Source organism: Streptomyces sp. NPDC107550 (assembly GCF_055639095.1).
This window is the reverse complement of sequence record NZ_JBVKBC010000002.1, coordinates 69,764-92,786: the sequence shown is the minus strand read 5'-3', so window position 1 is coordinate 92,786 and position 23,023 is coordinate 69,764. Positions and strand designations below refer to the sequence as shown.

The following is a 23,023-nucleotide window of genomic DNA, read 5'->3' as shown; positions in this document are numbered from 1 at the left end:
GGGGGCGGGGGCTGGTGTGCTGATGTGGGGCTGGCTTTCAGCCCGCCAGGGTCGCCGCTTCGCGGGCCAGGGACTCCACGCGGGTCCAGTCGCGGGCGGCGATCGCGTCCGCCGGGAGCATCCAACTGCCGCCGACGCAGCCGACGTTCTTCAGTGCCAGGTACTCCGGTGCCGACGCGAGCGAGATGCCGCCCGTCGGGCAGAAACGGGCCTGGGGGAGCGGGCCGGCCAGCGACTTCAGGTAGGCGGTGCCGCCCGCGGCCTGCGCCGGGAAGAACTTCATCTCGCGCACGCCTCGCTCCAGCAGCGCCACGACCTCCGACGTCGTCGAGACCCCGGGCAGGAACGGCACGCCCGACTCCCGCATCGCCGTGAGCAGCGTGTCCGTCCAGCCGGGGCTCACGAGGAAGCGGGCGCCGGCGTTGACGGCGGCGGTGACGTGGGCGGGGGAGAGGAGGGTGCCGGCGCCGACGACGGCCTCCGGGACCTCGGCCGCGATGGCGCGGATCGCGTCGAGCGCGGCGTCGGTGCGCAAGGTGACCTCGATGGCGGGGAGGCCGCCGGTGACCAGGGCTCGGGCGAGGGGGACGGCGTCCTGGGCGTGCTCGATGACCACGACGGGGATGACGGGGGCGAGATCCAACACGGATTCAGTGGAGGGCATGCGTCTATATTCTCCGGCAGGTCCATCATGCGCAAAGGGCGTTGCATGGTCTGCAATGGCTGAGTGTGGAGTGCGGGGTGCGTCGTGGCTGATCGCGCAGTTCCCCGCGCCCCTGGGGGGCTGGCCTCAGCGCCAAACATCCAGCCCCTCCGGCGATTGAGGAGCGGGGGCTGGGGCGGAGCCCCAGAGTGCCGGGTGCGTCGTGGCTGGTCGCGCAGTTCCCCGCGCCCCTGGAGGGGCTGGGCTCAGCGCCGGTAGATCAAGCCCCTCCGGCGATTGAGGAGGGGTCAGTGGACCTCGGTCACCAGGATGTCCAGGGCGTGGGGGCGACCCCGCTTCGTAGGGGGCGTGGACTCCACCACGTACCCGAGTTCCCGCAGCACCCCCACCAACTCCCCCGGAGTAGACGGCCCCGCCCCCGAATCAAGCAGGGCCCGCACGATCCGCCCCTTGGTCGCCTTGTTGAAGTGCGACACGACCTTCCGCGTAGGCGCGTGCAACACCCGTACCGTCGCCGTCCGCTCCGCGACCTCCCCCACCGGCTTCCACGCCCCCGCATACGCCGCCGACCGCAGATCAAGCACCAGCCCCCCGTCGGCGACCTCCGGCATGACCTCCGCCATCGGCCCCCGCCAGAACGCCCCCAGCGCCCCGAGCCCCGGCAGCTTCACGCCCATCGAGCAGCGGTACGACGGGATGCGGTCCGTGACCCGCACCGCGCCCCACAGCCCCGAGAACACCAGCAGCGACCGTGCCGCCCGCCGTTTCGCCGCCGCGTCCAGCGACCCGAGGTCCAGCGCGTCGTACAGCACCCCCGTATAGATCTCCCCGGCCGGCCGGGCCCCCGCCGTGCGCAGCTCCGCGTTCTTGGCGACCTCGCCGCGCAGCCCCTCGCTCAGCCCCAGTACCTCGCGCGCCTTCTCCTCGTCCGCCGCGCACAGCTCGACCAGCTCGTCGAGGACCGCCGCCCGCGCCCCCGCGAGCCCCGGCAGCGACAGCCCCTCGGGCTTCAGCGGCGCCCCGCGCCCGGAAGCGGCCTTACCCTCCGACGGCGGCAACAGCACAAGCACGGGAAGCTCCTCACACACGTACGGCACAACAGGCTGATCGACGCACCAGCGTACGGCGTGCCGACACCGCGCCCGCGCCCTACGCTCGACGCATGCCCCGCCGCCACCTGCGCGTGACCGGCGCAGCACAGGCCCCGCTCGGCGCCGTGCTGCGCGACCTGCGGACCCGGCTCGGCGTGCCGGGACCGTTCCCCGACGCCGTGCTCGCCGAGGCCGAGCGGGTCGCCGCCGCCTCGCCCCGGCTGCCCGGCCGCGACGCCCGTGACGTCCCCTTCTTCACCGTGGACCCGCCCACCTCCACCGATCTCGACCAGGCCATGCACCTCGCGCGCCGCCCGGGCGGCGGCTACCGCGTGCGGTACGCCATCGCCGACGTCGCCGCGTTCGTCACCCCCGGCGGCCCGCTCGACACCGAGGCCCACCGCCGCGTCACCACCCTCTACTTCCCCGACGAGAAGGTGCCCCTGCACCCGACCGTCCTCAGCGAGGGCGCCGCGAGCCTGCTCCCCGGCGAGGACCGCCCGGCCGTCGTCTGGACCGTCGACCTCGACGCCGAGGGCCGCGCCGAGACCACCGAGGCCGTCCGCGCCCTGGTCCGCAGCCGCGCCAAGCTCGACTACGCGGGCGTCCAGCACGCCATCGACTCCGGCACCGCCGAGGAGCCCGTCGCCCTGCTCGCCGAGATCGGCCGGCTGCGCGAAGCGCTCGAAGCCGCGCGCGGCGGTATCTCCCTCGACGTGCCCGAGCAGGAGATCGTCGCCGACGACGGCCGCTACGCCCTGCGCTACCGCGCCCCGCTGCCCGCCGACTCCTGGAACGCCCAGATCAGCCTGCTCACCGGCATGGCCGCCGCCGACCTCATGCTCACAGCCGGTACGGGAGTGCTGCGCACGCTGCCCACAGCCCCCGACGGCGCGGTCGGCCGGCTGCGCCGCACCGCGCATGCCCTGCGCATCGACTGGCCGCCCCACCAGTCCTACTCCGCGCTCGTCCGCTCCCTCGACCCGGCGCTCCCGCACCATGCCGCGTTCCTCCAGGAGTGCACGACCCTGCTGCGCGGCGCCGGGTACACCGTCTTCACCGGCGGCCACCGCCCCGACCCGGCCACGCACGCCGCCGTCGCCGCCCCCTACACCCACTGCACGGCCCCGCTGCGCCGCCTCGTCGACCGCTACGCCTCCGAACTGTGCCTCGCCGCGTGCGCAGGACAGACCCCGCCCGCGTGGGTCCTGGACGCGCTCGACGCCCTGCCCGGCGAGATGGCCGAGGGGACCCGCCGCGCCAACACCGTCGAGCGCGCCTGCGTCGACACCGTCGAGGCGGCCCTGCTCCAGCACCGCGTCGGCGACCTCTTCGACGCGGTCGTGGTGGACGTCAAGGAGAACCAACAGAGCTCCGGAACCGTGCAGTTGACCGACCCCGCCGTCGTCGCCCGGATCGAGGGCGGCCCCGGCCCGCTGCCCCTCGGCGAGCGGCTGCGGGTACGGCTCACGCAGGCGGACCCGGCACAGCCGCAGGTCCGCTTCGCGCCCGCCTGACCCGCTCCCGGAGCAACTCCGCCAGCCCGTCCGGGTCCTGCGCGTACAGCCGTACGAGCCGTATCTCGCGGGGCGTCCCGAGCAGCGGCAAGTACCGTACGGGCGCGGTCAGTTCGACGGTCAGGCTGGTCTGTGCGCCGACGTCCAGCGGGAGTTCGCCGTCGGCCGGGGCATGCGTGTACCGCTCCTCGCGCCGCACCACCGCGATCCGCTCCAACGGAATCCCCAGGTCCACCCGCACCCCGTACCGCACCCGCAGCACACTCCCCGTCACAAGATGCGGCCGCGCGGTCGCCGCCGCGTGCAGGTCGAGGCCCAGCTCGGTCAGTCGCCGGATCCGGCCGGGGGCCGCACATCGTGCTCCCGGTACGCCTCGGCGGGCCGCGCGGGCGCCCGGAGCAGGCCCAGCTGGTGGCGGCGTCCGCCGTCCGCGCGGACCGGTAGGATGGCCGTACGGCAGACGAGCCGGGCGGACGGCCGCGTGGGCACCCTTCGGGGCGCTCCCGAGGAACGTCCGGGCTCCACAGGGCAAGGTGGTGGCTAACGGCCACCCGGGGTGACCCGCGGGACAGTGCCACAGAAAACAGACCGCCGGGGACCGCAAGGCCCTCGGTAAGGGTGAAACGGTGGTGTAAGAGACCACCAGCGCCTGAGGTGACTCAGGCGGCTAGGTAAACCCCACCTGGAGCAAGGTCAAGAGGGGCGCCCTCACGGGTGCCCTGCGCGGACGTTCGAGGGCTGCCCGCCCGAGTCCGCGGGTAGACCGCACGAGGCCGGCGGCAACGCCGGCCCTAGATGGATGGCCGTCACCCCGACGACCGCGAGGTCCCGGGGCACAGAACCCGGCGTACAGCCCGACTCGTCTGCCGCCCAGGCTACTGACCTGCTGTGACAGCCCCAACATCCTCGGATGATCTTGCGCCGGGGAGAATCTGGGGAGATCCAGCAGCCGCAGAGAGCTCCCCGCCCGGAGTCACCCACTCACCGAGCGCAGACAGGCCCCTGCTCCCCGACTTCGGCATGAAGTGCACATAGGTCCGCAGCGTGAACGCCGGATCACTGTGCCCCAACCACGCCGCCAACTGCGTAATCGTCTCACCGGCCTGCAACACGATCGACGCGAACGTATGACGGGTGACGTGGAACCCCTCCTCGCGCGGCATCGCCCACTTCACCCGCTTCACCGGACCCTTACCCGGCCGCCGCCCGACGACTTCCACCTCAGGCTGAGGGATCACGCCTGCAGCGGCCAGCGCCGGCTTCCAGATGCGGTCATCGAAGTAAGTGCGGTTCATCGCTCCACCGCTCTTACCCGAGGTGCGGATCGTTGTGACCAGCAGTCGCACCGTCTTGAGCGGCCGGTCCTCCCACGCCACGTTGGGCCGATCAGGATCCACCCAGGGCAACGTCACCTCCACCGTCGGGAACAGGTTCGCGTACTCCTTCACCGCCCGGGCCAGTGCCGGCGGGCACGGCGCCGTTCGCTCCTTGTTGCCCTTCGGCGGCGCGAACCCGAGCCGGGAGTGGATGCGGACCACCTGCCGCACCACGCTGATCTCGTCGCCGTCAATGTCGTCCGGAGAGAACCCAAATGCTTCGCCCTGCCGCAGGCCGGCCGCGAGGCCGAGGTCCAGGAGGATCCGGTAGCGGTCCGGGAGCTCGGCGCGTACAGCGATGACCGTCTCAGGCGTCCAAGCCTTGGCCTTCGACTTGGGCACCGTCGGCGCCTTCAGGTCCTCGTCGCGGAACGGATTCGCTGGGATCCGCTTGGCCTTGTGAGCGGCCTGCATGATGGACGAGAAGTGCCTCCACGTCGTCGCCAACGTGGAGACTTCGAGGCTCTGCTCAGCCTTCGTCTGCCACGCGAGGACCTCGTCGCTGCCGATCCGGTTCAGCGGCAGGTGCCCCGCGTGGGGAAGAATGTGATTGAAGATCCTCGGCTTCATCGACTGCTTCGTGCCGGGCGGCTTACGCAGGTTCGGCCAATAGTGCTCCTCCACGTACTCCCGCAGAGTCATCTCGCCGAGTCTCGGGTCGTAGAACGTGCCGCGGGAGGAGTCGGTCGCCGACTCCTTCAACCACGTCTTCGCGTCCGCCTCACGCGTGAACGACCGGTCACGCACGCCAGGCACGCCAGCGACCCGCCACCTTTTCCCCTGGCCGTAGCGGGCCGTCTTACGGCGCTTCCCCGTCTCCGGGTCGGGCTTCTTCGTGTACCAACGGTCCTCGATGTAGCCCGCCATCAGTGCCCCCGAAGAGATCGACTCAGACTGTGCTCATGCTATCCGGGGGGCTCATGTCGACTATCTCCCCGCCGAACAACTGGAACCACTGGCCGCCGGAGAGGAACCGCACGATCGCCGGGTTGATCGCCAACACCAACTGCTCTGTGGTGGCGGTGCGTTCGACTTCGATCCGGACGAGCCCCTTGGACTCGTTGATCTGTACGTAGTCACCCGGCTCCAGGTCGGCAAGCTCGAACCGAACGTCGAGAGAGATACCCCCACCCGTGCGGCCGATGATGCCCTGCCCCCACAGCTGGAACCACTCGGACCGGTCGAGGAAGTCCTGCATACCCTGGTTGAGATCGCCGATGAGATCGGGAGCGCGATACCCATCGGCGACCGCGACGCGGACCTGGCCCCGGTCTTCCCGATAGTGCGCCAGCCTGCCCGTGGCAGTGGACTCAACCAGTTCATAGATGACGGTCAGCACTCATACCTCCCCGCTGATGGTGCACTTGGGCAAGAGCGGACGAAAGTGCACCGTCGTGGAAGAGTACGACTACCCGTAGGCATCGACAATGAGTTCAAAGAATGTCCACTAAGAGACATTTACAGACAGCCGCTGCGCACCCCGCAGCAGACCGCTACTGCTCGCTCTGGCGGCGAGCCCGCTCCTCCGCTTCGATCATCAACCGCCACCGCAGCAGGTCAGCCTTCGACTTGCCCGCCAGATGGCCGACGATGATGCGCACCTCTTCGTCGTAGCCGGAGAGCTCGGTGGCCTCGTATTCCAGCCACTGTGACGCGGCAGCCTGCTTCACGCGGAGTAGGGGGACGTTGATGGCCTCAGCGATCGCTTTCAGCTGGGTCATCGTCGGTGCCTTCGCCTGCGGGGTCTTCACGAGCTTCTGGAAGTACTGCCTTGGCAGGTGCTGGCCGGTTGCTTCGTCGATGCCGGCGTCGGACATCTGCTGGTACGTGATGCCGCCTTCGTTGGCTTCCGCGATGAGCTGAGACAGTGCGCCCATCCGGGACTCGGCCGCGTCAGCTTCTGCCGAGGCCGCAGTCGTCATCTCGTCTTCCTCTCGGTTCACTTCTCCACCGACTGTCTCTGTGAGTTGCGCATGGCCTGAGGAAAGTAGCAGGTCAGTCCCTACAACCATCCGCGCTCGGGGACGAACCGTCTACAGATCGATGCTATCCAGCCAGAACCTTTGCCGATACGCGACGCCCTGCTGTCCCTTTTCTGTTGACAGACTGACCCTCTGAGATTAACTTGAGGGCAGTGGAAGGCACCTTGCGACAGGGGGATCCAGTTGAGCGTGCGCTACACCCTGAGGGACCCCGAACTCCTCAAGAAAATCATGAAAGCCCCAGGTCGCGGCCAGTCCTACACCATCCGCACCCTCGCCGACGAAACCGGCATATCCCGCTCCCAAATCGGGCGACTCATCGCCGGACAACGCGAAACCCTCGACATGCGCGAAGCGCACCACATGGCCGACGCCCTCGGCGTCGCCATCCTCGTCCTCTTCGCACCCCCCTCGTCCCCGAAAAAGGGACAACCCGACAACGAAAGCAACCCGCCCTAAGGAGAGCGATGCCCCGCACCGCCACCGCCCCACCGCCGCCCCCGCCCGGCTACGTGTGGAGCGACGAAGCCGCCGCCCTCATGAGCATCCAGCGCAAAACCCTGTGGAACTACCACCACAACAACAAGGGCCCCAAGCCCACCCGCTACCGAGGCCGCCTCATCTACAAGATCGATGAGATCAAGGCCCACATCGACAGCGAGCTGGCCCCCGACGACAACGTCGCCGAGATGCGCCCCGCTGAGCCGCGCACCCCCCGCACCAGCCGCGCTGCCTGACGGCAGCAAAACGGCCCCACTGCCGGGCTCTCACACACCGGCAGCAGGGCCTTGCGAGGCCGCCGACAGCGACCTCAACGCACCACCCCACCCGAAACACGAAACGAAAGGGGCAGCACGTGCCTCAATCCTCTCAGACCTCAACCGACCGTGGCGCGCCTGACCTGTACGAGGTCACGTGGAAGTCCGGTCACGTGGAGCAGATCGCCGCACACCAGGTGATCGTGCCGAACTTCCTGACCCGCACCACGCGCGTCATGTTCCACGCCGAGATCGACGGCCGCTGGACGCTCGTCATGTACGCCAACGAGTCCGACATCCAGTCGATCCGCAACATCACCTCTGACGAGCAGCTCCCCGGCGGTGCGTCGTGATGCGCGCAAACCGTGTCGACCACTTCGCTGTCGCGGCCGAGTGCCGCTCCAACCCTGGCGAGTGGGTCGAGGCAGGCGAGTACAACTCGTCGACGAGCGCAGCAGGCGCAATCAGCTACATCACCCGCGCCTCTGTTCGAGACGACAGCCAGGCCAACGCCTATGCGCCCGCCGGTTCGTTCGAGGCAAGGAAGGCGCTCACCGACTTCGGAGCCCGCGTTGAGGTCCGGTACGTAGGACTCGGCGATGACGCTGCCTGGGCTGACGCCCTCGCCTCGCTGGCGGGAGCCGCATCATGACCGCCCCGGCCCGTCCCCGCTCGATCGCCGCCCTGGACGTACCGCTCGCTGTTGTGGAGCCGGCCGCGATCCTCCTGGAGGCCGCCGCCCGCACGCACTCGCCGTCCGACGCGCTCGCCTACCACCTCGACGAGTGGCTGATCACCCACCCTGACGCCCCGATCTCCACCGCCGACACCTACCCCGACTGGACCCCCGGAGGCACCCGATGAGCGCCTACACCGCCACGTTCTTCCTGGGCAAGACAACCCACGTCCATGGCAACGCGGCCGTGCACCCGGTGCTCTATGTCGAGCCTGAAGGCCAGCACCGGTCCGGGTACGTCACCTTCCAGCTCGACGCGAAGCTCCGTGTCGACGAGCAGCTGAAGGTCGCTGACCGGTTCGCCAAGGCAGTGGCTGCCTGGCGTGACGAGATCGCGGCGCGAGCCGACGAGCAGCGCACCGCAGCTGACGAGCTTGCTGAGGCCCGCGCCGAGATCGCCCGCCTCAAGGCTGAGCGTGAAACCGGAGCCGCCTCGTGAGCGCGCGGATCCTCGGAGGGATCACCTTCACCCTCAACGACGGGCCAGTCCGAGCCCACTTCGCCCGCGCCCCCCACACCGGCGAACCCAGCCAAGCCCTCATCCTCGGCGACTACACCGGCCACGAGCTGTACATCAGCCTCACCGAAACCCCCACCGACCGCATCGACGAAATCATCGAAGCCCTGGCCCGCATCCGCGACGACAAGATCCGCCACGCCCGCCTCGCACACCTCCCCGAGGTGGCGTGATGAGCCTGATCCCCAACCAGCCCGTAGTCGTCGCCCCCGCCCTCCTGCGCGCCCTCAACCTCGTCCCGAAGCCGGCCCCGCCCCGCTGGGCCACCGACCCCGACTTCATCGCCTCGATCCTCGCCGGACTCATCGACATCCCCGACGACCTCATGCAGGAGCAGCCGTGAGCATCCTCAACCTCCGCGGGACCGGCACCCGGCGCGCGGTCGACAAGGTCGCTGAACTCCGCGACGAGAACCGACGCCTGCTCACCGACTACCACCGTGCCGGAGACGAGATCGCCCTCCTCCGCAACGACCTCACCGTCGCCCGCACCAGCCAAGGGGCGGCTGAGGAGTTGGTCGTGCAGTTGCAGGCCGACAAGGACGAGCTGACGGAGGAACGCGACCAGCTCGCCTCGGAAGTCCGCGCCCTGCACGCCGAACTCGCCCCACACCGGGCGGCCGAAGCCAACGCCAACGCGGTCACCGTCCCGCCGATGGAACGCGACACCACCGCCATCGAAGACCAGGCCACCGCACCCGCAGGCACCAACGTCCGCACCCTCCGCGACGCCGCCAACCTCGGACTCCTCAGCAGTGTGACCCGCATCAACACGAGCGGCGCCACCGCCAACCCCCACCACCGCCCCGCCGCCTGACTCTGCCGCCCCACCGGATGCCACCGGCCGGCAGGGGCGGCGGCCAAAACAAGAACCCCAGGCCGCCACTAACGACCTGGGATCCGCGAACAGCATCCCACAGGGAGACCCCGTGAACGCAGCCACCTACGAGGTGAAGGTCCGCCAGGCGGCCACACCCGTCCTCGTCCTCGCAGTCGAGCCCATCCCCGGACTGCACGTGTACGAGCAGCCCGAAGAGCTCCGCGGCCACGGCGACGACGACACCCACCCCTGGCGGCTCGGCCACCACTCCGGGCTCGCCATGGCCGCCTTCACCACCCAAGACGAAGCCGTCAACGCTGCCCACGAAGTCGCCGGCTTCGCCGACTGGACCCGCAGCGCCGAAGACCTCCGCAGCGACCCGGACTTCAACCTCAGCGCCTACTACGACCGCCTCGCTGAGGCGACCAGCGGACTCCTCATCACCCGCTGATCACCCCGCAGCCGAAGACCCGCCGCGTCGAGCCCACCCCCACGCTCCGCGGCACCTCCGGGGCCAGGCCCCCACCCCCCTTCCGGGGCCTGGCCCCTCCCTCAGCACACCTTCATGGAGATCGCATGAGCACCGAAAGCACCACAGAACGCACGACTACCGCGCCCGGCGGCGTGCTACTGGGCCGCTTCACGCCGGGCACCGCCGGATGGAACGAGGCCCGTGGCGGACTCACCATCACCGCCACCGAGATCGCCGCAGTTGTCGGCCTCTCCCCGTGGATGAGCCGCTTCACCCTCTGGCACAAGAAGGCCGGACTCGACACCCCGCCCTTCGAGATGACCCCCGCGATCGAGTGGGGCAACCGCCTTGAGGACCCCGTCGCCCTCAAGTGGGAGGAAGAGCACCCGGGATTCCTCGCCGCGCCCGCCGGAACCTGGCGACACCGCGACCGGGAATGGCAGCGCGCCACCCCCGACCGGCTCGTCTACCAGCAGCCCGCCAACGAATTTGAGATCCCCCACAAGGCCGACGCGCTCCTCGAGGTGAAGACCTCCCCGTTCGGAGACGAGTGGGGACCGGCAAACTCCGACGAGATCCCCATCCACTACCGGTGCCAAGTCCAGTGGCAGCTAGACACGTTGGGCCTCTCCCGCTGTCACATCGCCGTCCTCATCGGCGGCTGGGACTACCGCGAATACGTCGTCGACTACGACGAGGCCGAAGCGAACCTCCTCCGCGACGCCGCCGCCCACTTCCTCACCGAAGTCACGGACGGCATCCGCCCACCCATTGACGGCGCCGACGACACCTACAAGACCATCCGTGTCCAGCCCGACCACTTCGACGACATCGACGTACAGATCCCCGCCGGAGACGCAGCCCGCTACCAGGCCGCGCAAGACGCCGCCAAGGCCGCCGACGCCGAACTCACCGCCGCCAAGGGCATCGTCCTCGACCACATCGGAACCGGCCGGCGCGCCGTCGTCGGCGAGCAGCGCATCGCCTACCGCATCGCCAAGCCCGACGGCACCACCAAGTCGCTCAACCCGTACAAGCAGAAGGCAGCCGTCTCATGACGGAAGCCGAGCAACTCCTGATCACAGCAGCCGACCTGAACAAACAGGCCGAGATCGCCGAGCAGCTCCAGAAGCCGGTCCAGCTGCCAGCCGAAGTCGTCCGCGTCCTCGCCTACTTCGTCGAGACGTGCGGTCGAGCGGTCGCCCGCGCCGGATCCATCAAGGAGACCGGAGCGTCCGAAGCCCTCATCGAGCACGCCCACGACCTCGCCCGCACCCACCTCGGAGAATTCAAGTGAGCCAGATCAGCAACGCCATCGCCACCCGCGACCAGGGCCCCGCCGCCCAGATCGAGACCTACCGCAGCGAATACGCCGCCCTCGTCCCCTCCCACGTCAACGCCGACCAGTGGATCCGTCTCGCCGTCGGCGCCATCCGCGGCAACCGCGACCTCGAACAGGCTGCAGCCAACGACGTCGGCGTCTTCCTCCGCGAACTCAAGACCGCCGCCCGCCTCGGACTCGAACCCGGAACCGAGCAGTTCTACCTCACCCCCCGCAAGAAGGGCGGCCGCAAGGTCATCCAGGGGATCGTCGGCTACCAGGGCATCGTCGAACTCATCTACCGCGCCGGCGCCGCCTCCACCGTCATCGTCGAATCCGTCCGCGCCAACGACGTCTTCCGCTACGTGCCCGGTCGCGACGCCAAGCCCGTCCACGAAATCGACTGGTTCGGCGCCGACCGCGGCCCCCTCGTCGGCGTGTACGCCTACGCCGTCATGAAGGACGGCGCCGTCTCCAAGGTCGTCGTCCTCAACAAGGCGCGCGTCATGGAGATCCGCGCCAAGTCGGACTCCAAGAACTCCGAGTACAGCCCGTGGAACACCAACGAGGAATCCATGTGGCTCAAGTCCGCAGTCCGGCAGCTCGCCAAGTGGGTGCCGACCTCCGCCGAGTACATGCGTGAGCAGCTCCGCGCCCAGGCCGAAGTCTCCGCCGAGACCCCCAGCCTCGCCGACGCCCCGCCGCTCCCGCCCACCGCCAACGCCCTCGACGACTACGACCCCGACGACGAAGCCCCCATCGAAGGCGAACTCGTCGCCTGACCCGCACACGCATGAGCCGCCCCGCGGGCAAGGCGGGGCGGCTCGGAACCTCAGCACACCACACCCAGCAGGGAGCACGCCATGACCGCGACTGTGCAGCCCGCCCTCGACGGCAGCATCCCCACCCCGCGCACGACCCGCGTGCACCGGCAGGCCGACGACTACGAAACCTGGCTCGACGAAGTCTGGCCCAAGTTCATAGCCGCCGCCGCGACCGGCCACACCTTCACCACCTACGAGATCGCCGACGCCCACGACCTCCCCGCACCCCCCAACCCCCAAGCCCACTGGGGCCGACTCATGACCCTCCTCCGCGACGAGGGCTACATCCGCACCGCCGGCTGGGCCTGCTCCAACCGACCCACCACCCACCACAGCGGAGTCCGCACCTGGAAAGGCACCGCCGCCGCAAGGAGGGCCGCCGCATGAAGGACGACCTCCTCAACCTCAACGCCCGCGTCGCCACCCTCCTCGACATCGCCACCTGGCTGTGGATCAGCTCCGCGATCGCCCTCACCGGCCTCCTCGCCTGGGCCGCCCTCGCGGTCCTCCGCCGCGCCACACACGCCATCACCCAGTCGTTCACCCGCGCCAACCAAACCATCGCCGACATCCAGCCCCGGAAGGAGAAGCCATGACCACCACCAAACCGCTGCCGCCCCACGGAAGCGAGGGCCGCTACAAGGGGACGAAGACACGCCAGCCCTGCCGGTGCAAGGCCTGCGTTCGCGGGTGGACGAAGGCCGGCCAGCGTCGTCAGCTTCTGCGCCTTGCGGGCAAGCCGCCGACCCTCACCGCAGAGGAGATGGACCGAGTCGTTGCGCACGTCGCGAAGTGCCAGCAGGCAGGCATGAGCCAGAACAACATCGCCCGCCGGGCCAACGTCGCACAGTCCACGATCAGTCGAATCACCAGGAACGTCGGGGCCGGTGTGCTCCGAGCGCAAGGCGAACGCATCCTCGCCGTGCGGGTCGGAGACTTCGACGACCGTGCGGACCGTCCCGCGACGGGCACTGTCCGCCGAATCCGCGGCCTTTACCTGGCCGGCTACGGGCCGCAGGCCATCACCTCCATCGCGAAGCTCAGCGAGGCGCTCATCACGGACTTCGCGGGCGGTAAGTACCCCACCGCCTGCGCCCGCACCGACGAGGCGATCCGGAAAGCCGTCACCGAACTCACGCGACGAGCTGGCCAGGGGCCCAGCGTGGCCGCCCGTCGTCGTGCCTTGCAGATGGGGTGGGCGCCGCTCGGGGCCTGGGACGACATCGATGACCCCAACTGTGTCCCCGACTGGACTGGTCACTGCGGTACGGACCACGGCTTCTGGCTCCACCGGCAGCAGCGGATCGCGATCTGCGCCCGCTGTCAGGCGGCCCACGACGAGTGGATGGCCGCCCACGCCAACCTTGACGGCCAGGAGCGCGCACGCCTCCAGCTCGCCGCCCGCTCCGCCGCCTCCCGCCGCGAAGCCGACCTCGCCACCGACGCCCGCGAACTCATGCGCGTCTCCGGCCTTGACGTCACCCAGACCGCCGAGCGCCTTCGCGTCACCAAGCAACACCTCCAGCAGGTCCTCGTCCGCCACCCCGACCCCACCACCGTGAAGGAAGCCGCCTGATGTACCGCAACGACAACGACGCGCTCTCCGTGATGGATTGGTTCTGCGGCGCCGGCGGAAGCAGCCAGGGCGTGCACGCCGTCCCCGGCGTCCGGGTCGAGCGCGCGGCGAACCACTGGAAGCTCGCCATCGCCTCCCACGCCGAGAACTTCCCCGAGACGTCGCACTACCAGGGCGACATCCGCAAGGCCCCCGTCTGGGACTGGCCCGTCACCGACATCTTCTGGGCCTCCCCGGAGTGCACCAACTGGTCCGTCGCCAAGGGTAGGAAGCGTGACTTCCAGAACGCCATGCAGGGCAGCCTCCTCGACCTCCTCGCCGGCCTCGACGAAGAGGACGACGAGCCGACCGCAGAGGAAGAGTCCCGCGCGCTCATGGAGGAGGTGCCCCTGTACCTGCGCGGCGTCATGGAACGTGGCCAGCTCGTCAAGGCGGGCATCGTCGAGAACGTCGTCGACGTCCGCGCCTGGGACCAGTGGGACCGCTGGATCGGCGAGATCCACAAGATGGACTACTGGACGCGGATCATCGCCCTCAACTCCATGCACGCCAACCCGCGGGCCGTCCACGCCGCGCCGCAATCCCGCGACCGCCTCTACGTCGCCTACTGGCACAAGTCGCTCGGCCGCACCCCGGACTGGGACAAGTGGCTGCGGCCCCGCGCCTGGTGCTCCGGCTGCGACAAGTATGTCCAGGCCATGCAGGTGTTCAAGCAGCCCGGCCGCGACATGGGCCGCTACCGCCAGCAGTACGTGTACCGGTGCCCGAACACGACCTGCCGGAACCAGATCGTCGAACCCGAGGCACTGCCCGCCGCCGCGGCGATCGACTGGTCCATCCCCGGCCAGCGCATCGGCGACCGGGCCAAGCCGCTCGCCGACAAGACCATCAAGCGCATCGAGGCCGGACTCAAGAAGTTCTCCCGCCCCGTCCCGATGATGGTCCCCGCCGGCGGCACCTGGCGCGACTCGGCCGTCAGCATCGCCGAGCCGATGCCCGCCCGCACCACCCGCGAGAACGACGCCCTCATGGTCCCGCCGCTCATGGTCCCGGTCGAAGGACGCGACGGGAAGGACGCTGCCTCCGCTCTCGGCCCGCTGCGGACCATGACCACCCGCAATGAAACCGGACTCGCGTGGCTGCCGTTCATCGCCGAACTCCGTGGCGGCGGCAGCGTCGCCCGCTCCGTGTCAGAGTCCCTCGCGACCGTCACCGCCTCCGGAAACCACCACGGCCTCGTCATGCCCGCGATGGTGATGCGGAACAACGGCAGCAAGGGCGACGGCGGCGAGCACTGCACGACGCCGGCCGAGCCGTTCCGCACGATGACGACGGCCGGACACCAGTCGCTCCTCACCTGGGAGCACATGCTCGTCCCGTACTACGGCAACGGCGCCCCCAGGTCGGTCAACGACCCGATCGGCGCCCTCACCACCCGCGACCGGTACGCGCTCGTCAAGGGCGACATCGACATCAACGACGTCCTGTTCAGGATGCTCGAGCCGCACGAGATCGGGCGGGCCATGAGCTTCGGCGACGACTACATCGTCCTCGGTAACAAGCGCGAGAAGGTCCGTCAGTACGGCAACGCCGTCACCCCCAACGCCGCAGAGATCCTCGTCTGCGCCCTCGTCGAAGCCATCACCGGCGAAGAGATCGACCGCCACACCGAACCCGGCCCCGAACTCGCGGTCGCAGCGTGACCGGGCATCGCTCCCGAGTCTGCCTCACCGGGAAACGCCGCTACCGAGACCGCATCGGCGCCCAGCTCGCCCTCGCCGTCCTCAAAGAACGCACCAGCTGGAGACGCCGAGAAACCCGCGCCTACCAATGCCCCGCCTGCCGCGGATGGCACCTCACCAGCAAGCCATAGCCGCACACGACAAGGGGCCCCGCAAGCGGGGCCCGGGAGGGGAGAAGGAGATGCGAGAACTACGGCTCGTAGTCCTGGAACCGCTTGGCCGCGGCGGCGTCGCGCTCCTCGATCTCCATGAGCGCCTTCGCCATCTGCTCGAGGAACTGCTTCGTGGTCTCGGGCTGAGGCCGAGCGCCGGCCGTGAGGTGGAACGCCTCGACCATGCGGCGGTCGGACTTGGCGGTCTCGTAGGTGTCCGGCGTGACGAGGACGACCTTGCGCCGGTTGCGGACGGTCAGCGCGCTGACCAGCCCGTCTTCCCGCACCTGCTCGATCAGACGAGTGAGCAGAGCGCGGGCCTTCGTGAGCGGCACTTCCTGGACGCCGTCCTCGGCGATGCGGGGTTCCAGTTCAGCGGCCATGTCGAGAGTGTAAGTCATGGTCAACCTTTCCATTCTTGCCAATCTTTAAAGTAGTATGGCACCGGAAGGTCGCCCCGCCAACGCGCCAGCCCTTTCAGCAAGCCCGATGAGAGAAGACAGCCGTGGGAATCCGCCTGATCGTCGAGGTGCTCAACAGCGCACCCGAGGCCCTGACGCACAGGGAGAAGCTCCTCCTCGTCGTCCTGGCCGAGGACGCCAACGAGGACACCCGCATCACGTGGAACAGCGTCGAGCGGCCTGAGGTGCTCCGAGGCGCCAAGGTCAGCCGCTCCCAGCTGTACGCGGTCCTCAAGTCACTGACCGCCAAGGGTGTGCTCGAGAAGCTGACGGCCGGCCAGAAGAACGGCACCGCCAAGTACAAGATCGCCAAGTTCCCCGAGTCTCAGTGTCAGGGAATCCCAGACACTGACGCCCCGCCTCAGAGTCCCGGAACTCCTGACACTGACGCCCGTCAGCGTCCCGAAACTCCTGACACTGACCCCGAGCCTCAGTGTCAGGAAAACGCGGACACTGACCCGTCTCAGTGTCAGGGAATCCGGGACGTCAGTGTCAGGGAATCCGGGACCCCTACCCCTACTAACCCCTCAACTACTACCCCTCTAGCAAGCAAGAGGGAGCGGACGCAGCAGCCCCCCACCAGCGACGGCATCCCCGAAGCCGCGCGCCCCCTCGTCGACGCCATCACCGCCGCCGGCGTCTACGTCCGCTGGCCCTTCAAGGGCAACGCCTGGTTCCCCGTGCTCGCCATGATCAGTAAGAGCGGTGTCCCCGCCATGGTCGACCACGCCCTCAAGGCCGCCTCACGCACCGACGTTGAGTCCGCCAACTACTTCCTCAAGGGCTGGGGCGAACTCCCGCCCATCCCCGCCGCCAACACTGCGCGGCCCCAACTCCGCGCCGTCGCCGGGGGCTTCCAGCCCTACCGCAACCCCACCGACCAATCCGTCTACGACGAGGATCTCTGATGCAGTACATCCCGCCGAACAACCTCCGCGGCCACGACCTCGCCCCGCTCCTCGCCGCCCGCGGCCTCGAGCAGGAGTGGTTCAACACCAACGACTTCGACGCGCACTCCACCGCGAACGTCGCCCGGAACACGTACCTGGACGTCGCCGCCATCGTGCCGTTCCACTTCCGGAACGCCATCCCCACCCTGCCGGAACTCCACCAGTGGATCGACCAGCTCGTCGCCGGCGCCCGCCAGGCACAGACCGAGCGCGACGCCCCGATCGCCACCGTCGCCAACGGCCCGTCCCTGCTCCTCCTCGGCCCGACCGGCACCGGGAAGACCTACGAGGCGTTCGGTGCCGCCCGAGCCCTCGCCGTGTCCGGCGCCGTGGCCCGCTGGCAGGTCACCACCGCCGCCGACCTGTACGCCGCGCTCCGCCCCCGCCACGGCATCGACAGCGAAGCCGAGTTCCGCAAGTACCGCGACGCCCCGCTCCTCCTCGTCGACGACCTCGGCGCCGAACGGAAGCCCACCGAGTTCACCGAAGAAGTCAACTTCCGGCTCATCAACCACCGGTACGAACACCACCTGCCAACCCTCCTCACGTCCAACGCGGATGCCGCACAGCTCCGCGAGCGCCTCGGTGGCCGCGTCACCTCCCGACTCCGCGAAATGTGCCAGCGCATCGCTATCAAGGGCGACGACCGCCGGAGGACCGCCGCGTGACCACCACCGACCTCTGGGCCCCCGACGAAGCCACGCCGGCCACGGAGCCGGGTATGCCCGAGCGGCCCTGTGATCTCGAAGCCGAACGCGTCCTCGCCGCGACCGCGATCATGCAGCCCGACTGCATCGACGACCTCGCTGGCGAAGGCTTCGACCCCGCCGACATCACCATCGACTGGCTCCGCTGGACCTGGTACGCCGTCGAAGAGCTCCGCACTCACTTCCGCGACGGAGAGTTGAAGCACCTCGCCGTCCACCGGCAGCTCGAAACCTGGCATGCCGACGGCCGCATGCCCAGCCGTGTCCCCACCCCCGACGCGCTCATGCAACTCACCAACGAAGCCCACCCCGGAGGCGCCGCCTGGTACGCCCGACGCGTCACCAAGAAGGCCGTCGCCGCGCGCGTCGTCGCCCTCGGCCACACGGCAGTGCTGAAGGGCAGCTCGCCCGCCTTCGACGAAACCGCCGACATCGCCCAACTCCAGGCCGACCTCGACGGCGTCGTCCGCCCCACCGACGACACCGACCTGTCGCCGATCGGCGACCTCGTCGGCGACAGCCTCGTCCGCGCCGTCACCCCGCCCAGCAACGAAGACCGCATCCCCACCGGCTTCATTGACCTCGACGCACTCCTGTCCGGCGGCTTCACCCAAGGCCAGATGATCGTCATCGGCGCCCGGCCCGCCATGGGCAAATCCACGCTCGCCCAGGACTTCGCCCGCGGCGCCGCCATCAAGAACAACATCACGACGCTCATCGAATCCCTCGAAATGAGCAAAGCCGACCTGTCCGACCGGATCCTGTGCGCCGAAGCCCGCATCCCCCTCCACCACCTGCGGCAAGGCATCGTCTCCGACACCGACCTCGCCCGCGGCGCCACCCGCGTCCAACAAGCCATCGCCAGCGCGCCGCTCTTCATCAACGACAGCGCCCTCCTCACACTCGCCACCCTCCGAGCCCGAGTCCGGAACCTCGTCCGCACCCAGAACCTCCGACTCGTGATCATCGACTACCTGCAGCTCATGCAAGTCGGCCGCGCAGACAACCGGCAGCAAGCTGTCGCCGACCTCTCCCGCGGCCTCAAGCTCCTCGCCAAAGACTTCAACATCGCCGTCGTCGTCCTCTGCCAGCTCAACCGGGGCCCCGAGCAGCGTGTCGAAAAGAAACCCCAAGTCTCCGACCTCCGTGAGTCCGGGGCGATCGAGCAGGACGCCGACATCGTCATCCTGCTCCACCGCGAAGACGCCTACGACAAGGAATCCGCGCGCGCCGGCGAAGCCGACCTGATCGTCGGCAAGCACCGCAACGGGCCCACCGCCACCGTCACCGCCGCCGCGCAACTCCACTACGCCCGCTTCATCGACATGGCAGCCGCCTGATGAGCATCGACATCGCCGACATCACGGCGCTCCGCGAACAAGGCGACCTCGCCGCCTACCTCCTGTCCCTCACCGGCCGGGCCCCCAAGCCCCAAGCCGAGCCCGCCGCCGAGCCGGCTGCCCCCGCGTACCGCATCGCCCACAAAGGGGGCTGGCCCATCGGCACCGCCGCCACCGGGCCCACGCCCACCCACGGCCGCTGCACCTGCCCCCAGTGCGAGGAAGCCGCCGTCATCCAACTGCCGCGCCAGGTGGGCCGGTCCGAGGAGGCCGCGTGATGTGCCGTGCTGGGTTTGCGGGTGACCGGTGGTTGGGTGGGTCGCGCCCGCCTGGCCCGTGCGGGGGCCTGTGTGGGCGTCTGACGGCCTCGCGGGCGCCCGCCGCCTCCCAGGTTCACCCGGGCCCTCCCGGGCCTCCTGGCGGCCGTCTACGGCTTCTCGGGCTCCCAGTCCTCAACTCGACTGCCTGGAGCCGCACATGACCCCACGCTGTGCCGCCTGCCGCCGCCGGCTGAAACACCCCACGCCGTCGGGTCTCGGCCCGGTCTGCGAGAAGCGCCTCACCCCCACCCCGAACCACCCCACACCAGGAACGGCGAGCAGCTATCCCGTCGCCGTCATTCCAGGGCAGACCGAACTGCCCCTGACCGAACACCAACCCACCCTTTGGAGCCTCTAATGACCGACCGTCCGGCCACCGACATCGTCACCATCCTGGCGCCCGCTGGCGTCCCGGCCCACGAGTCCCGGTTCGCTCACACCGACGAGGACGGGGACCGGCTGCTGATCGCAACCGCCCTGCTCGCGGGCAACAAGCCCGGCATCTACTTCCGCACCGACCACAACGGATCCAGCCTGCCGGTCGACGACCTCCAGCGGCTGATCGCCCAGTTGCAGGTGATCGCCGACGCGTCCCGCGCCGAGGCCGAGGAGGCGCGGCGATGACCTCCTACCGCATCGAGTTCGGCAAGGTCGGCGACCACTACCCGGTACCGCCCCTCACCGTCGACTGGGCCGACCCGACCGAGGCCGCGCGCACCGTGGCCCGGCACGCCATCCCGCACCTGAAGCCCGTCCTTGAAGACCTCGGCCGCCCGGAGCTGGCGGACTGCTTCTTCCGGACCAGCAAGGACATGACCTGCGGCGACTTCCTGTACCTCGGCCTCACCAAAGGCGGCAAGGGCGCCCAATTCTGCCCCGCCCGCCTGACCGCCGTGGAGGCGCAGCGAGCCGCGTTCGTCGACAGCCTTGAGATCGCCCTCACCGGCGGCTGCGGCCACTGCGACACCGAGGCCATCGAGCTGTGCGCGGCCTGCGGCAAGTGCCGCTGCCACCGACACGACGCGTGCACCCGCCCGACCTCGTGACCACGAGCACGGCCGCCCACTCCACACCACGAAGGAGCACCACATGCCCGAACGCCCGTACACCGACGAAGACCTCCGCGCCGAGGCGGCCCGCCAGCACAGCGTCCTCACCGACGACCCCGACTTCATGGGCGTCGGCGAGCAGATGGAATACACCTTCATCGACTCGACCGACGACAACGACCCCGACGGCATCGAGGACTCCGGCTCCACATGGGATGAAGCCCTCGACCGGGAGCAATTCGGCGAAGCGCAGAGGAAGATCCACAGCCTGATCCAGGGCGCCGCTGAGCTGTCCGACTGGGCCGTGAACCTCGGCGCCGACGGGCTGGAGCCGACCGAGCACACCTTCCAGCTCGGCGCGCAGGGGACAGGTCCGGGCGACCCCGAAGAGCCGTTCGTGCGGCTGCATTTCGCCTTCAGCCCGAATGCCACACAGGAAGACCGTGACCGCTGGGTCGTGCAGCTGGCGCGCGTGATCTCACAGAACCTCTAGCCCGCCCCGGGGGCGGCGGTGTCGCCCGCCGCCCCACCCCACCGCAAGGAGACACACCATGAACGACCCCACCGTCACCGACCTGCGGCGCGAGCTGGAGAAGGCCCGCCTCGCCCTCATCGACGCCCAGTCCCACCTGTCCGCCCACGCCCAGATGAATGCCGCACTCCACTGTGCCAGCGAGGTGTTCTACTCGCCGCTGCACGCCAAGGTCACCACCGCAATCCAGGGCATTGAACACGCCCTGACGCGAACTGAGTCCGCCGTGGTTGGCGGCCAGGACTCCGAGAAGCTCGCCGCGATCCTCGCCGACCTCGACCGCTGCCAGCACGGCCGCCACCAAGGCGACCCCTGCGGCCCCGCAGACGACTGCACGGGCACCTCCGCAGGCAACCCGCACCTTCGCCCCGGGCAAGTCATCGGCTACGACCTGCGCGGCGACCACATCGTCGTACCCGACCGCGACCACAAGCACGACCCCGCCGCATGGCGCGACCGGCCGAAGGCGTCATGAGCGACCGCCCGCCGTCACGCTGGCCGTCCGACTGCGATCCCGGCTGGGAGCCCAGCGACTTCAGCCTGTGGGGGCATCCCGACCCCCTCGGCCAACGCGTCCCGGACAACGCCCGCATCGAAACCATCCACCCCAGCGAGGAATACCTATGACACCCGCCGAAGAGATCACTGCCGCAGCCGACAACCTGCGCACCGCCCGCCTTTCCGGCGCCGTGACAATGACGCCCGCCGTGGCCGGACTTGTGGCTGCACGCGAGCCGCTGGCCACCTGGCTGGATGAGGAAGCCCGCCTGCACGCCGACGATGTGGCCGCGCAGACCGGCGACGGATCGACGGTCGCCTGCGAGAACTTCCCCCACGCCCTCGCCGTCGCCCGAGCGATCAACGGCGTCCCGTCATGACCCGCCCGCCGATCCGCTGGCAGCCCGACGAACGCTCCGCCCGCATCCTCGCCGCGTTCACCGCCCAACGCGAACCCCGCGACAGCGTCCTCCGCCGCGCCCTCGAACTCCTCGCCCAAGCCGACGGCATCGTCGACCACCGAGGCCGCATCCGAACCGCAGCCGAACGGAGGACACGATGACCCTCAACCTCGCCGGCCGCCCCCTCACCACCGCCGAACTCGCCGTCCTCCGGCACTCCGCCCACGGCTACACCTACGCACACACAGCCCGCCTCCTCGGCTACCAGGAGAAGAGCATCAGCAAGATGGCACTACGCGCAGCACGCAAGCTAGAAGCCCGCTCCATCACCCACGCCGTACACGTAGCGACTACCCGCGGCCTCATCGGCACCCACCCCGACTGCGGAACGCGGGCCGCCTACCTCCGCCACCTCCGCCGCCACGAACCAGCCTGCGGCGCCTGCAAAGCCGCTAACGCCCAACACGCCGTCGCCCAACGCGCCGGCCAACTCAAGGACACCCCGGCAATTCGCACGAACCGGCGCACGACACCGGTACATCGGCAGGCGCCGTAAATCCGTGCGCCCCCCATGCCACTGCACCGTGGGTTAGGTCACGGCTCCGTGACGCCAGTCTGGGTATGGACACTCCACGGCAACACGCCGAGGCCCCCGGTGCAGGACTACCGGCTTCCCAACCTGCCTGCACCAGGGGCCAACCCACCAGGAACCCTGGAAGGAGAAGTACGTGACCGTACCTCCATGTGTGCATGCCCCCAACGACGGCCAGGCACACGGCGCGAACGAGTGGCACGTCATCGTCATCACCGTCACGATCACCGTGATCGTGCTCGCGTGCGCCGGAGCGAGCCCCGACTGGATCGCAGCCATCGCGGCCCTCCTCGCCGCCCTCACCCGCAAGTAACGCGCGACAGCGCCCCGACCACGCGGTCGGGGCGCCTCACCCTCCCCGCGACGGCACGCGGGCAGCCAGGTTCCCCAGCAGCCAGCGTGCCGTCGCCCGATCCGGCTGGCCGCCATCCCGCACCGCCGCCAACAACGGCAGCAGGGCCTGCGCCTCCGGGAGGGACAGCAGCGGGAGGAGCGGGGCCGGCGGGTCCACGGCGGTCGTGTCATCGTCGACGTTCATGCCGGGGTAACGGCAGGCCGGGGCCGGGGTCACGGACCTAGACACCGCGGCTGGCCGGGAAGGGTTCTGATACCGACTTGATACCCGT

General features: G+C 69.5%; 38 protein-coding genes and 1 other RNA gene. 31 read left to right on the top strand and 8 right to left on the bottom strand.

The window, feature by feature from the left end:
• Positions 1 to 37 precede the first annotated feature (37 nt).
• A complete protein-coding gene (locus ACZ7LY_RS03250; protein ID WP_471622775.1) occupies positions 38 to 664 on the bottom strand; it encodes a bifunctional 4-hydroxy-2-oxoglutarate aldolase/2-dehydro-3-deoxy-phosphogluconate aldolase in 627 nt (208 codons plus the stop codon).
• 287 nt (positions 665 to 951) lie between these two features.
• Positions 952 to 1,734: a peroxide stress protein YaaA gene (gene yaaA, locus ACZ7LY_RS03245; protein ID WP_471622774.1), complete on the bottom strand. Its 783-nt coding sequence runs from the start codon at positions 1,732 to 1,734 to the stop codon at positions 952 to 954.
• Between the two features lie 92 nt (positions 1,735 to 1,826).
• On the opposite strand from yaaA, the gene ACZ7LY_RS03240 reads away from it, so the two are divergent.
• Positions 1,827 to 3,272 (top strand): RNB domain-containing ribonuclease, encoded by a 1,446-nt coding sequence (locus ACZ7LY_RS03240; protein ID WP_471622773.1) that lies wholly within the window; start codon positions 1,827 to 1,829, stop codon positions 3,270 to 3,272.
• On the opposite strand, the gene ACZ7LY_RS03235 is transcribed toward ACZ7LY_RS03240, so the two are convergent.
• A complete protein-coding gene (locus ACZ7LY_RS03235; protein ID WP_471622772.1) occupies positions 3,223 to 3,507 on the bottom strand; it encodes a hypothetical protein in 285 nt (94 codons plus the stop codon). The two genes, ACZ7LY_RS03240 and ACZ7LY_RS03235, sit on opposite strands and share 50 nt — an antisense overlap.
• A 226-nt stretch (positions 3,508 to 3,733) precedes the next feature.
• Here ACZ7LY_RS03235 and rnpB point away from each other — a divergent pair.
• Positions 3,734 to 4,138, top strand: an RNA gene (gene rnpB / locus ACZ7LY_RS03230) — RNase P RNA component class A.
• Between the two features lie 9 nt (positions 4,139 to 4,147).
• On the opposite strand, the gene ACZ7LY_RS03225 is transcribed toward rnpB, so the two are convergent.
• The 3 genes from ACZ7LY_RS03225 to ACZ7LY_RS03215 all read right to left on the bottom strand — a co-directional run bounded on the left by ACZ7LY_RS03225 (position 4,148) and on the right by ACZ7LY_RS03215 (position 6,570).
• Positions 4,148 to 5,515 (bottom strand): tyrosine-type recombinase/integrase, encoded by a 1,368-nt coding sequence (locus ACZ7LY_RS03225; protein ID WP_471622771.1) that lies wholly within the window; start codon positions 5,513 to 5,515, stop codon positions 4,148 to 4,150.
• A gap of 22 nt (positions 5,516 to 5,537) precedes the next feature.
• A complete protein-coding gene (locus ACZ7LY_RS03220) occupies positions 5,538 to 5,987 on the bottom strand; it encodes a hypothetical protein (protein WP_471622770.1) in 450 nt (149 codons plus the stop codon).
• Between the two features lie 154 nt (positions 5,988 to 6,141).
• Positions 6,142 to 6,570 carry a hypothetical protein gene (locus ACZ7LY_RS03215; RefSeq protein ID WP_471622769.1) on the bottom strand — a complete coding sequence of 143 codons (429 nt, stop codon included), beginning with the start codon at positions 6,568 to 6,570 and terminating at the stop codon, positions 6,142 to 6,144.
• Positions 6,571 to 6,819: 249 nt separating this feature from the next.
• Here ACZ7LY_RS03215 and ACZ7LY_RS03210 point away from each other — a divergent pair, with 249 nt between their 5' ends.
• From ACZ7LY_RS03210 to ACZ7LY_RS03130, 17 genes are all read left to right on the top strand, one after another.
• Entirely contained in the window at positions 6,820 to 7,089 is a 270-nt protein-coding gene (locus ACZ7LY_RS03210; RefSeq protein WP_471622768.1) for a helix-turn-helix domain-containing protein, read from the top strand.
• An 8-nt stretch (positions 7,090 to 7,097) separates the two neighbouring features.
• Complete coding sequence (locus ACZ7LY_RS03205) at positions 7,098 to 7,367, top strand: hypothetical protein (protein ID WP_471622767.1); 270 nt, start codon at positions 7,098 to 7,100, stop codon at positions 7,365 to 7,367.
• 119 nt (positions 7,368 to 7,486) lie between these two features.
• Positions 7,487 to 7,741: a hypothetical protein gene (locus ACZ7LY_RS03200; protein ID WP_471622766.1), complete on the top strand. Its 255-nt coding sequence runs from the start codon at positions 7,487 to 7,489 to the stop codon at positions 7,739 to 7,741.
• Positions 7,741 to 8,040 carry a hypothetical protein gene (locus ACZ7LY_RS03195; protein WP_471622765.1) on the top strand — a complete coding sequence of 100 codons (300 nt, stop codon included), beginning with the start codon at positions 7,741 to 7,743 and terminating at the stop codon, positions 8,038 to 8,040. The genes ACZ7LY_RS03200 and ACZ7LY_RS03195 overlap by 1 nt, the downstream gene beginning before the upstream one ends.
• Entirely contained in the window at positions 8,037 to 8,252 is a 216-nt protein-coding gene (locus ACZ7LY_RS03190) for a hypothetical protein (protein ID WP_471622764.1), read from the top strand. Before ACZ7LY_RS03195 ends, ACZ7LY_RS03190 begins: the two co-directional genes overlap by 4 nt.
• Positions 8,249 to 8,563, top strand: a complete 315-nt coding sequence (locus ACZ7LY_RS03185) for a hypothetical protein (protein ID WP_471622763.1) — start codon at positions 8,249 to 8,251, stop codon at positions 8,561 to 8,563. Before ACZ7LY_RS03190 ends, ACZ7LY_RS03185 begins: the two co-directional genes overlap by 4 nt.
• Positions 8,560 to 8,814, top strand: a complete 255-nt coding sequence (locus tag ACZ7LY_RS03180) for a hypothetical protein (RefSeq protein WP_471622762.1) — start codon at positions 8,560 to 8,562, stop codon at positions 8,812 to 8,814. Before ACZ7LY_RS03185 ends, ACZ7LY_RS03180 begins: the two co-directional genes overlap by 4 nt.
• On the top strand, positions 8,814 to 8,984 hold the full coding sequence (locus tag ACZ7LY_RS03175) for a hypothetical protein (protein WP_471622761.1): 171 nt from the start codon (positions 8,814 to 8,816) through the stop codon (positions 8,982 to 8,984). Before ACZ7LY_RS03180 ends, ACZ7LY_RS03175 begins: the two co-directional genes overlap by 1 nt.
• Positions 8,981 to 9,457: a hypothetical protein gene (locus ACZ7LY_RS03170; protein ID WP_471622760.1), complete on the top strand. Its 477-nt coding sequence runs from the start codon at positions 8,981 to 8,983 to the stop codon at positions 9,455 to 9,457. The genes ACZ7LY_RS03175 and ACZ7LY_RS03170 overlap by 4 nt, the downstream gene beginning before the upstream one ends.
• 112 nt (positions 9,458 to 9,569) lie before the next feature.
• The gene (locus ACZ7LY_RS03165; RefSeq protein ID WP_471622759.1) at positions 9,570 to 9,911 is read left to right on the top strand and encodes a hypothetical protein; all 342 of its coding nucleotides are present in this window, start codon (positions 9,570 to 9,572) and stop codon (positions 9,909 to 9,911) included.
• Positions 9,912 to 10,036: 125 nt separating this feature from the next.
• Positions 10,037 to 10,990: a YqaJ viral recombinase family nuclease gene (locus tag ACZ7LY_RS03160; protein WP_471622758.1), complete on the top strand. Its 954-nt coding sequence runs from the start codon at positions 10,037 to 10,039 to the stop codon at positions 10,988 to 10,990.
• Positions 10,987 to 11,229 (top strand): hypothetical protein, encoded by a 243-nt coding sequence (locus tag ACZ7LY_RS03155; RefSeq protein WP_471622757.1) that lies wholly within the window; start codon positions 10,987 to 10,989, stop codon positions 11,227 to 11,229. The genes ACZ7LY_RS03160 and ACZ7LY_RS03155 overlap by 4 nt, the downstream gene beginning before the upstream one ends.
• Entirely contained in the window at positions 11,226 to 12,035 is an 810-nt protein-coding gene (locus ACZ7LY_RS03150) for a recombinase RecT (RefSeq protein WP_471622756.1), read from the top strand. The genes ACZ7LY_RS03155 and ACZ7LY_RS03150 overlap by 4 nt, the downstream gene beginning before the upstream one ends.
• 81 nt (positions 12,036 to 12,116) lie before the next feature.
• On the top strand, positions 12,117 to 12,464 hold the full coding sequence (locus ACZ7LY_RS03145; protein WP_471622755.1) for a hypothetical protein: 348 nt from the start codon (positions 12,117 to 12,119) through the stop codon (positions 12,462 to 12,464).
• The gene (locus ACZ7LY_RS03140) at positions 12,461 to 12,673 is read left to right on the top strand and encodes a hypothetical protein (protein ID WP_471622754.1); all 213 of its coding nucleotides are present in this window, start codon (positions 12,461 to 12,463) and stop codon (positions 12,671 to 12,673) included. Before ACZ7LY_RS03145 ends, ACZ7LY_RS03140 begins: the two co-directional genes overlap by 4 nt.
• The gene (locus tag ACZ7LY_RS03135; protein ID WP_471622753.1) at positions 12,670 to 13,653 is read left to right on the top strand and encodes a hypothetical protein; all 984 of its coding nucleotides are present in this window, start codon (positions 12,670 to 12,672) and stop codon (positions 13,651 to 13,653) included. The genes ACZ7LY_RS03140 and ACZ7LY_RS03135 overlap by 4 nt, the downstream gene beginning before the upstream one ends.
• On the top strand, positions 13,653 to 15,356 hold the full coding sequence (locus ACZ7LY_RS03130; RefSeq protein WP_471622752.1) for a DNA cytosine methyltransferase: 1,704 nt from the start codon (positions 13,653 to 13,655) through the stop codon (positions 15,354 to 15,356). The genes ACZ7LY_RS03135 and ACZ7LY_RS03130 overlap by 1 nt, the downstream gene beginning before the upstream one ends.
• Before the next feature lie 229 nt (positions 15,357 to 15,585).
• Here ACZ7LY_RS03130 and ACZ7LY_RS03125 read toward each other — a convergent pair whose 3' ends face one another.
• Positions 15,586 to 15,930 (bottom strand): type II toxin-antitoxin system prevent-host-death family antitoxin, encoded by a 345-nt coding sequence (locus tag ACZ7LY_RS03125; RefSeq protein WP_471622751.1) that lies wholly within the window; start codon positions 15,928 to 15,930, stop codon positions 15,586 to 15,588.
• A 122-nt stretch (positions 15,931 to 16,052) separates the two neighbouring features.
• Between ACZ7LY_RS03125 and ACZ7LY_RS03120 the strand changes: the two genes are divergently transcribed.
• The 12 genes from ACZ7LY_RS03120 to ACZ7LY_RS03065 all read left to right on the top strand — a co-directional run bounded on the left by ACZ7LY_RS03120 (position 16,053) and on the right by ACZ7LY_RS03065 (position 22,710).
• Complete coding sequence (locus tag ACZ7LY_RS03120) at positions 16,053 to 16,916, top strand: hypothetical protein (RefSeq protein WP_471622750.1); 864 nt, start codon at positions 16,053 to 16,055, stop codon at positions 16,914 to 16,916.
• The gene (locus ACZ7LY_RS03115; protein WP_471622749.1) at positions 16,916 to 17,626 is read left to right on the top strand and encodes an ATP-binding protein; all 711 of its coding nucleotides are present in this window, start codon (positions 16,916 to 16,918) and stop codon (positions 17,624 to 17,626) included. Before ACZ7LY_RS03120 ends, ACZ7LY_RS03115 begins: the two co-directional genes overlap by 1 nt.
• Positions 17,623 to 19,005 (top strand): replicative DNA helicase, encoded by a 1,383-nt coding sequence (locus tag ACZ7LY_RS03110; protein WP_471622748.1) that lies wholly within the window; start codon positions 17,623 to 17,625, stop codon positions 19,003 to 19,005. The genes ACZ7LY_RS03115 and ACZ7LY_RS03110 overlap by 4 nt, the downstream gene beginning before the upstream one ends.
• Positions 19,005 to 19,283 (top strand): hypothetical protein, encoded by a 279-nt coding sequence (locus tag ACZ7LY_RS03105; RefSeq protein WP_471622747.1) that lies wholly within the window; start codon positions 19,005 to 19,007, stop codon positions 19,281 to 19,283. Before ACZ7LY_RS03110 ends, ACZ7LY_RS03105 begins: the two co-directional genes overlap by 1 nt.
• A gap of 399 nt (positions 19,284 to 19,682) precedes the next feature.
• Positions 19,683 to 19,949 carry a hypothetical protein gene (locus ACZ7LY_RS03100; RefSeq protein ID WP_471622746.1) on the top strand — a complete coding sequence of 89 codons (267 nt, stop codon included), beginning with the start codon at positions 19,683 to 19,685 and terminating at the stop codon, positions 19,947 to 19,949.
• Complete coding sequence (locus ACZ7LY_RS03095; RefSeq protein ID WP_471622745.1) at positions 19,946 to 20,371, top strand: hypothetical protein; 426 nt, start codon at positions 19,946 to 19,948, stop codon at positions 20,369 to 20,371. Before ACZ7LY_RS03100 ends, ACZ7LY_RS03095 begins: the two co-directional genes overlap by 4 nt.
• 43 nt (positions 20,372 to 20,414) lie before the next feature.
• The gene (locus ACZ7LY_RS03090) at positions 20,415 to 20,867 is read left to right on the top strand and encodes a hypothetical protein (RefSeq protein ID WP_471622744.1); all 453 of its coding nucleotides are present in this window, start codon (positions 20,415 to 20,417) and stop codon (positions 20,865 to 20,867) included.
• A gap of 58 nt (positions 20,868 to 20,925) precedes the next feature.
• On the top strand, positions 20,926 to 21,381 hold the full coding sequence (locus tag ACZ7LY_RS03085) for a hypothetical protein (RefSeq protein WP_471622743.1): 456 nt from the start codon (positions 20,926 to 20,928) through the stop codon (positions 21,379 to 21,381).
• A 148-nt stretch (positions 21,382 to 21,529) separates the two neighbouring features.
• Positions 21,530 to 21,784, top strand: a complete 255-nt coding sequence (locus ACZ7LY_RS03080) for a hypothetical protein (protein ID WP_471622742.1) — start codon at positions 21,530 to 21,532, stop codon at positions 21,782 to 21,784.
• Positions 21,781 to 21,966, top strand: a complete 186-nt coding sequence (locus ACZ7LY_RS03075; RefSeq protein WP_471622741.1) for a hypothetical protein — start codon at positions 21,781 to 21,783, stop codon at positions 21,964 to 21,966. The genes ACZ7LY_RS03080 and ACZ7LY_RS03075 overlap by 4 nt, the downstream gene beginning before the upstream one ends.
• Positions 21,963 to 22,361 (top strand): helix-turn-helix domain-containing protein, encoded by a 399-nt coding sequence (locus ACZ7LY_RS03070; protein WP_471622740.1) that lies wholly within the window; start codon positions 21,963 to 21,965, stop codon positions 22,359 to 22,361. The genes ACZ7LY_RS03075 and ACZ7LY_RS03070 overlap by 4 nt, the downstream gene beginning before the upstream one ends.
• Positions 22,362 to 22,533: 172 nt before the next feature.
• The gene (locus tag ACZ7LY_RS03065) at positions 22,534 to 22,710 is read left to right on the top strand and encodes a hypothetical protein (RefSeq protein ID WP_471622739.1); all 177 of its coding nucleotides are present in this window, start codon (positions 22,534 to 22,536) and stop codon (positions 22,708 to 22,710) included.
• Positions 22,711 to 22,746: 36 nt separating this feature from the next.
• Here the strand turns inward: ACZ7LY_RS03065 and ACZ7LY_RS03060 are convergent, their stop codons facing one another.
• A complete protein-coding gene (locus ACZ7LY_RS03060; RefSeq protein WP_471622738.1) occupies positions 22,747 to 22,935 on the bottom strand; it encodes a hypothetical protein in 189 nt (62 codons plus the stop codon).
• Positions 22,936 to 23,023: the final 88 nt, after the last annotated feature.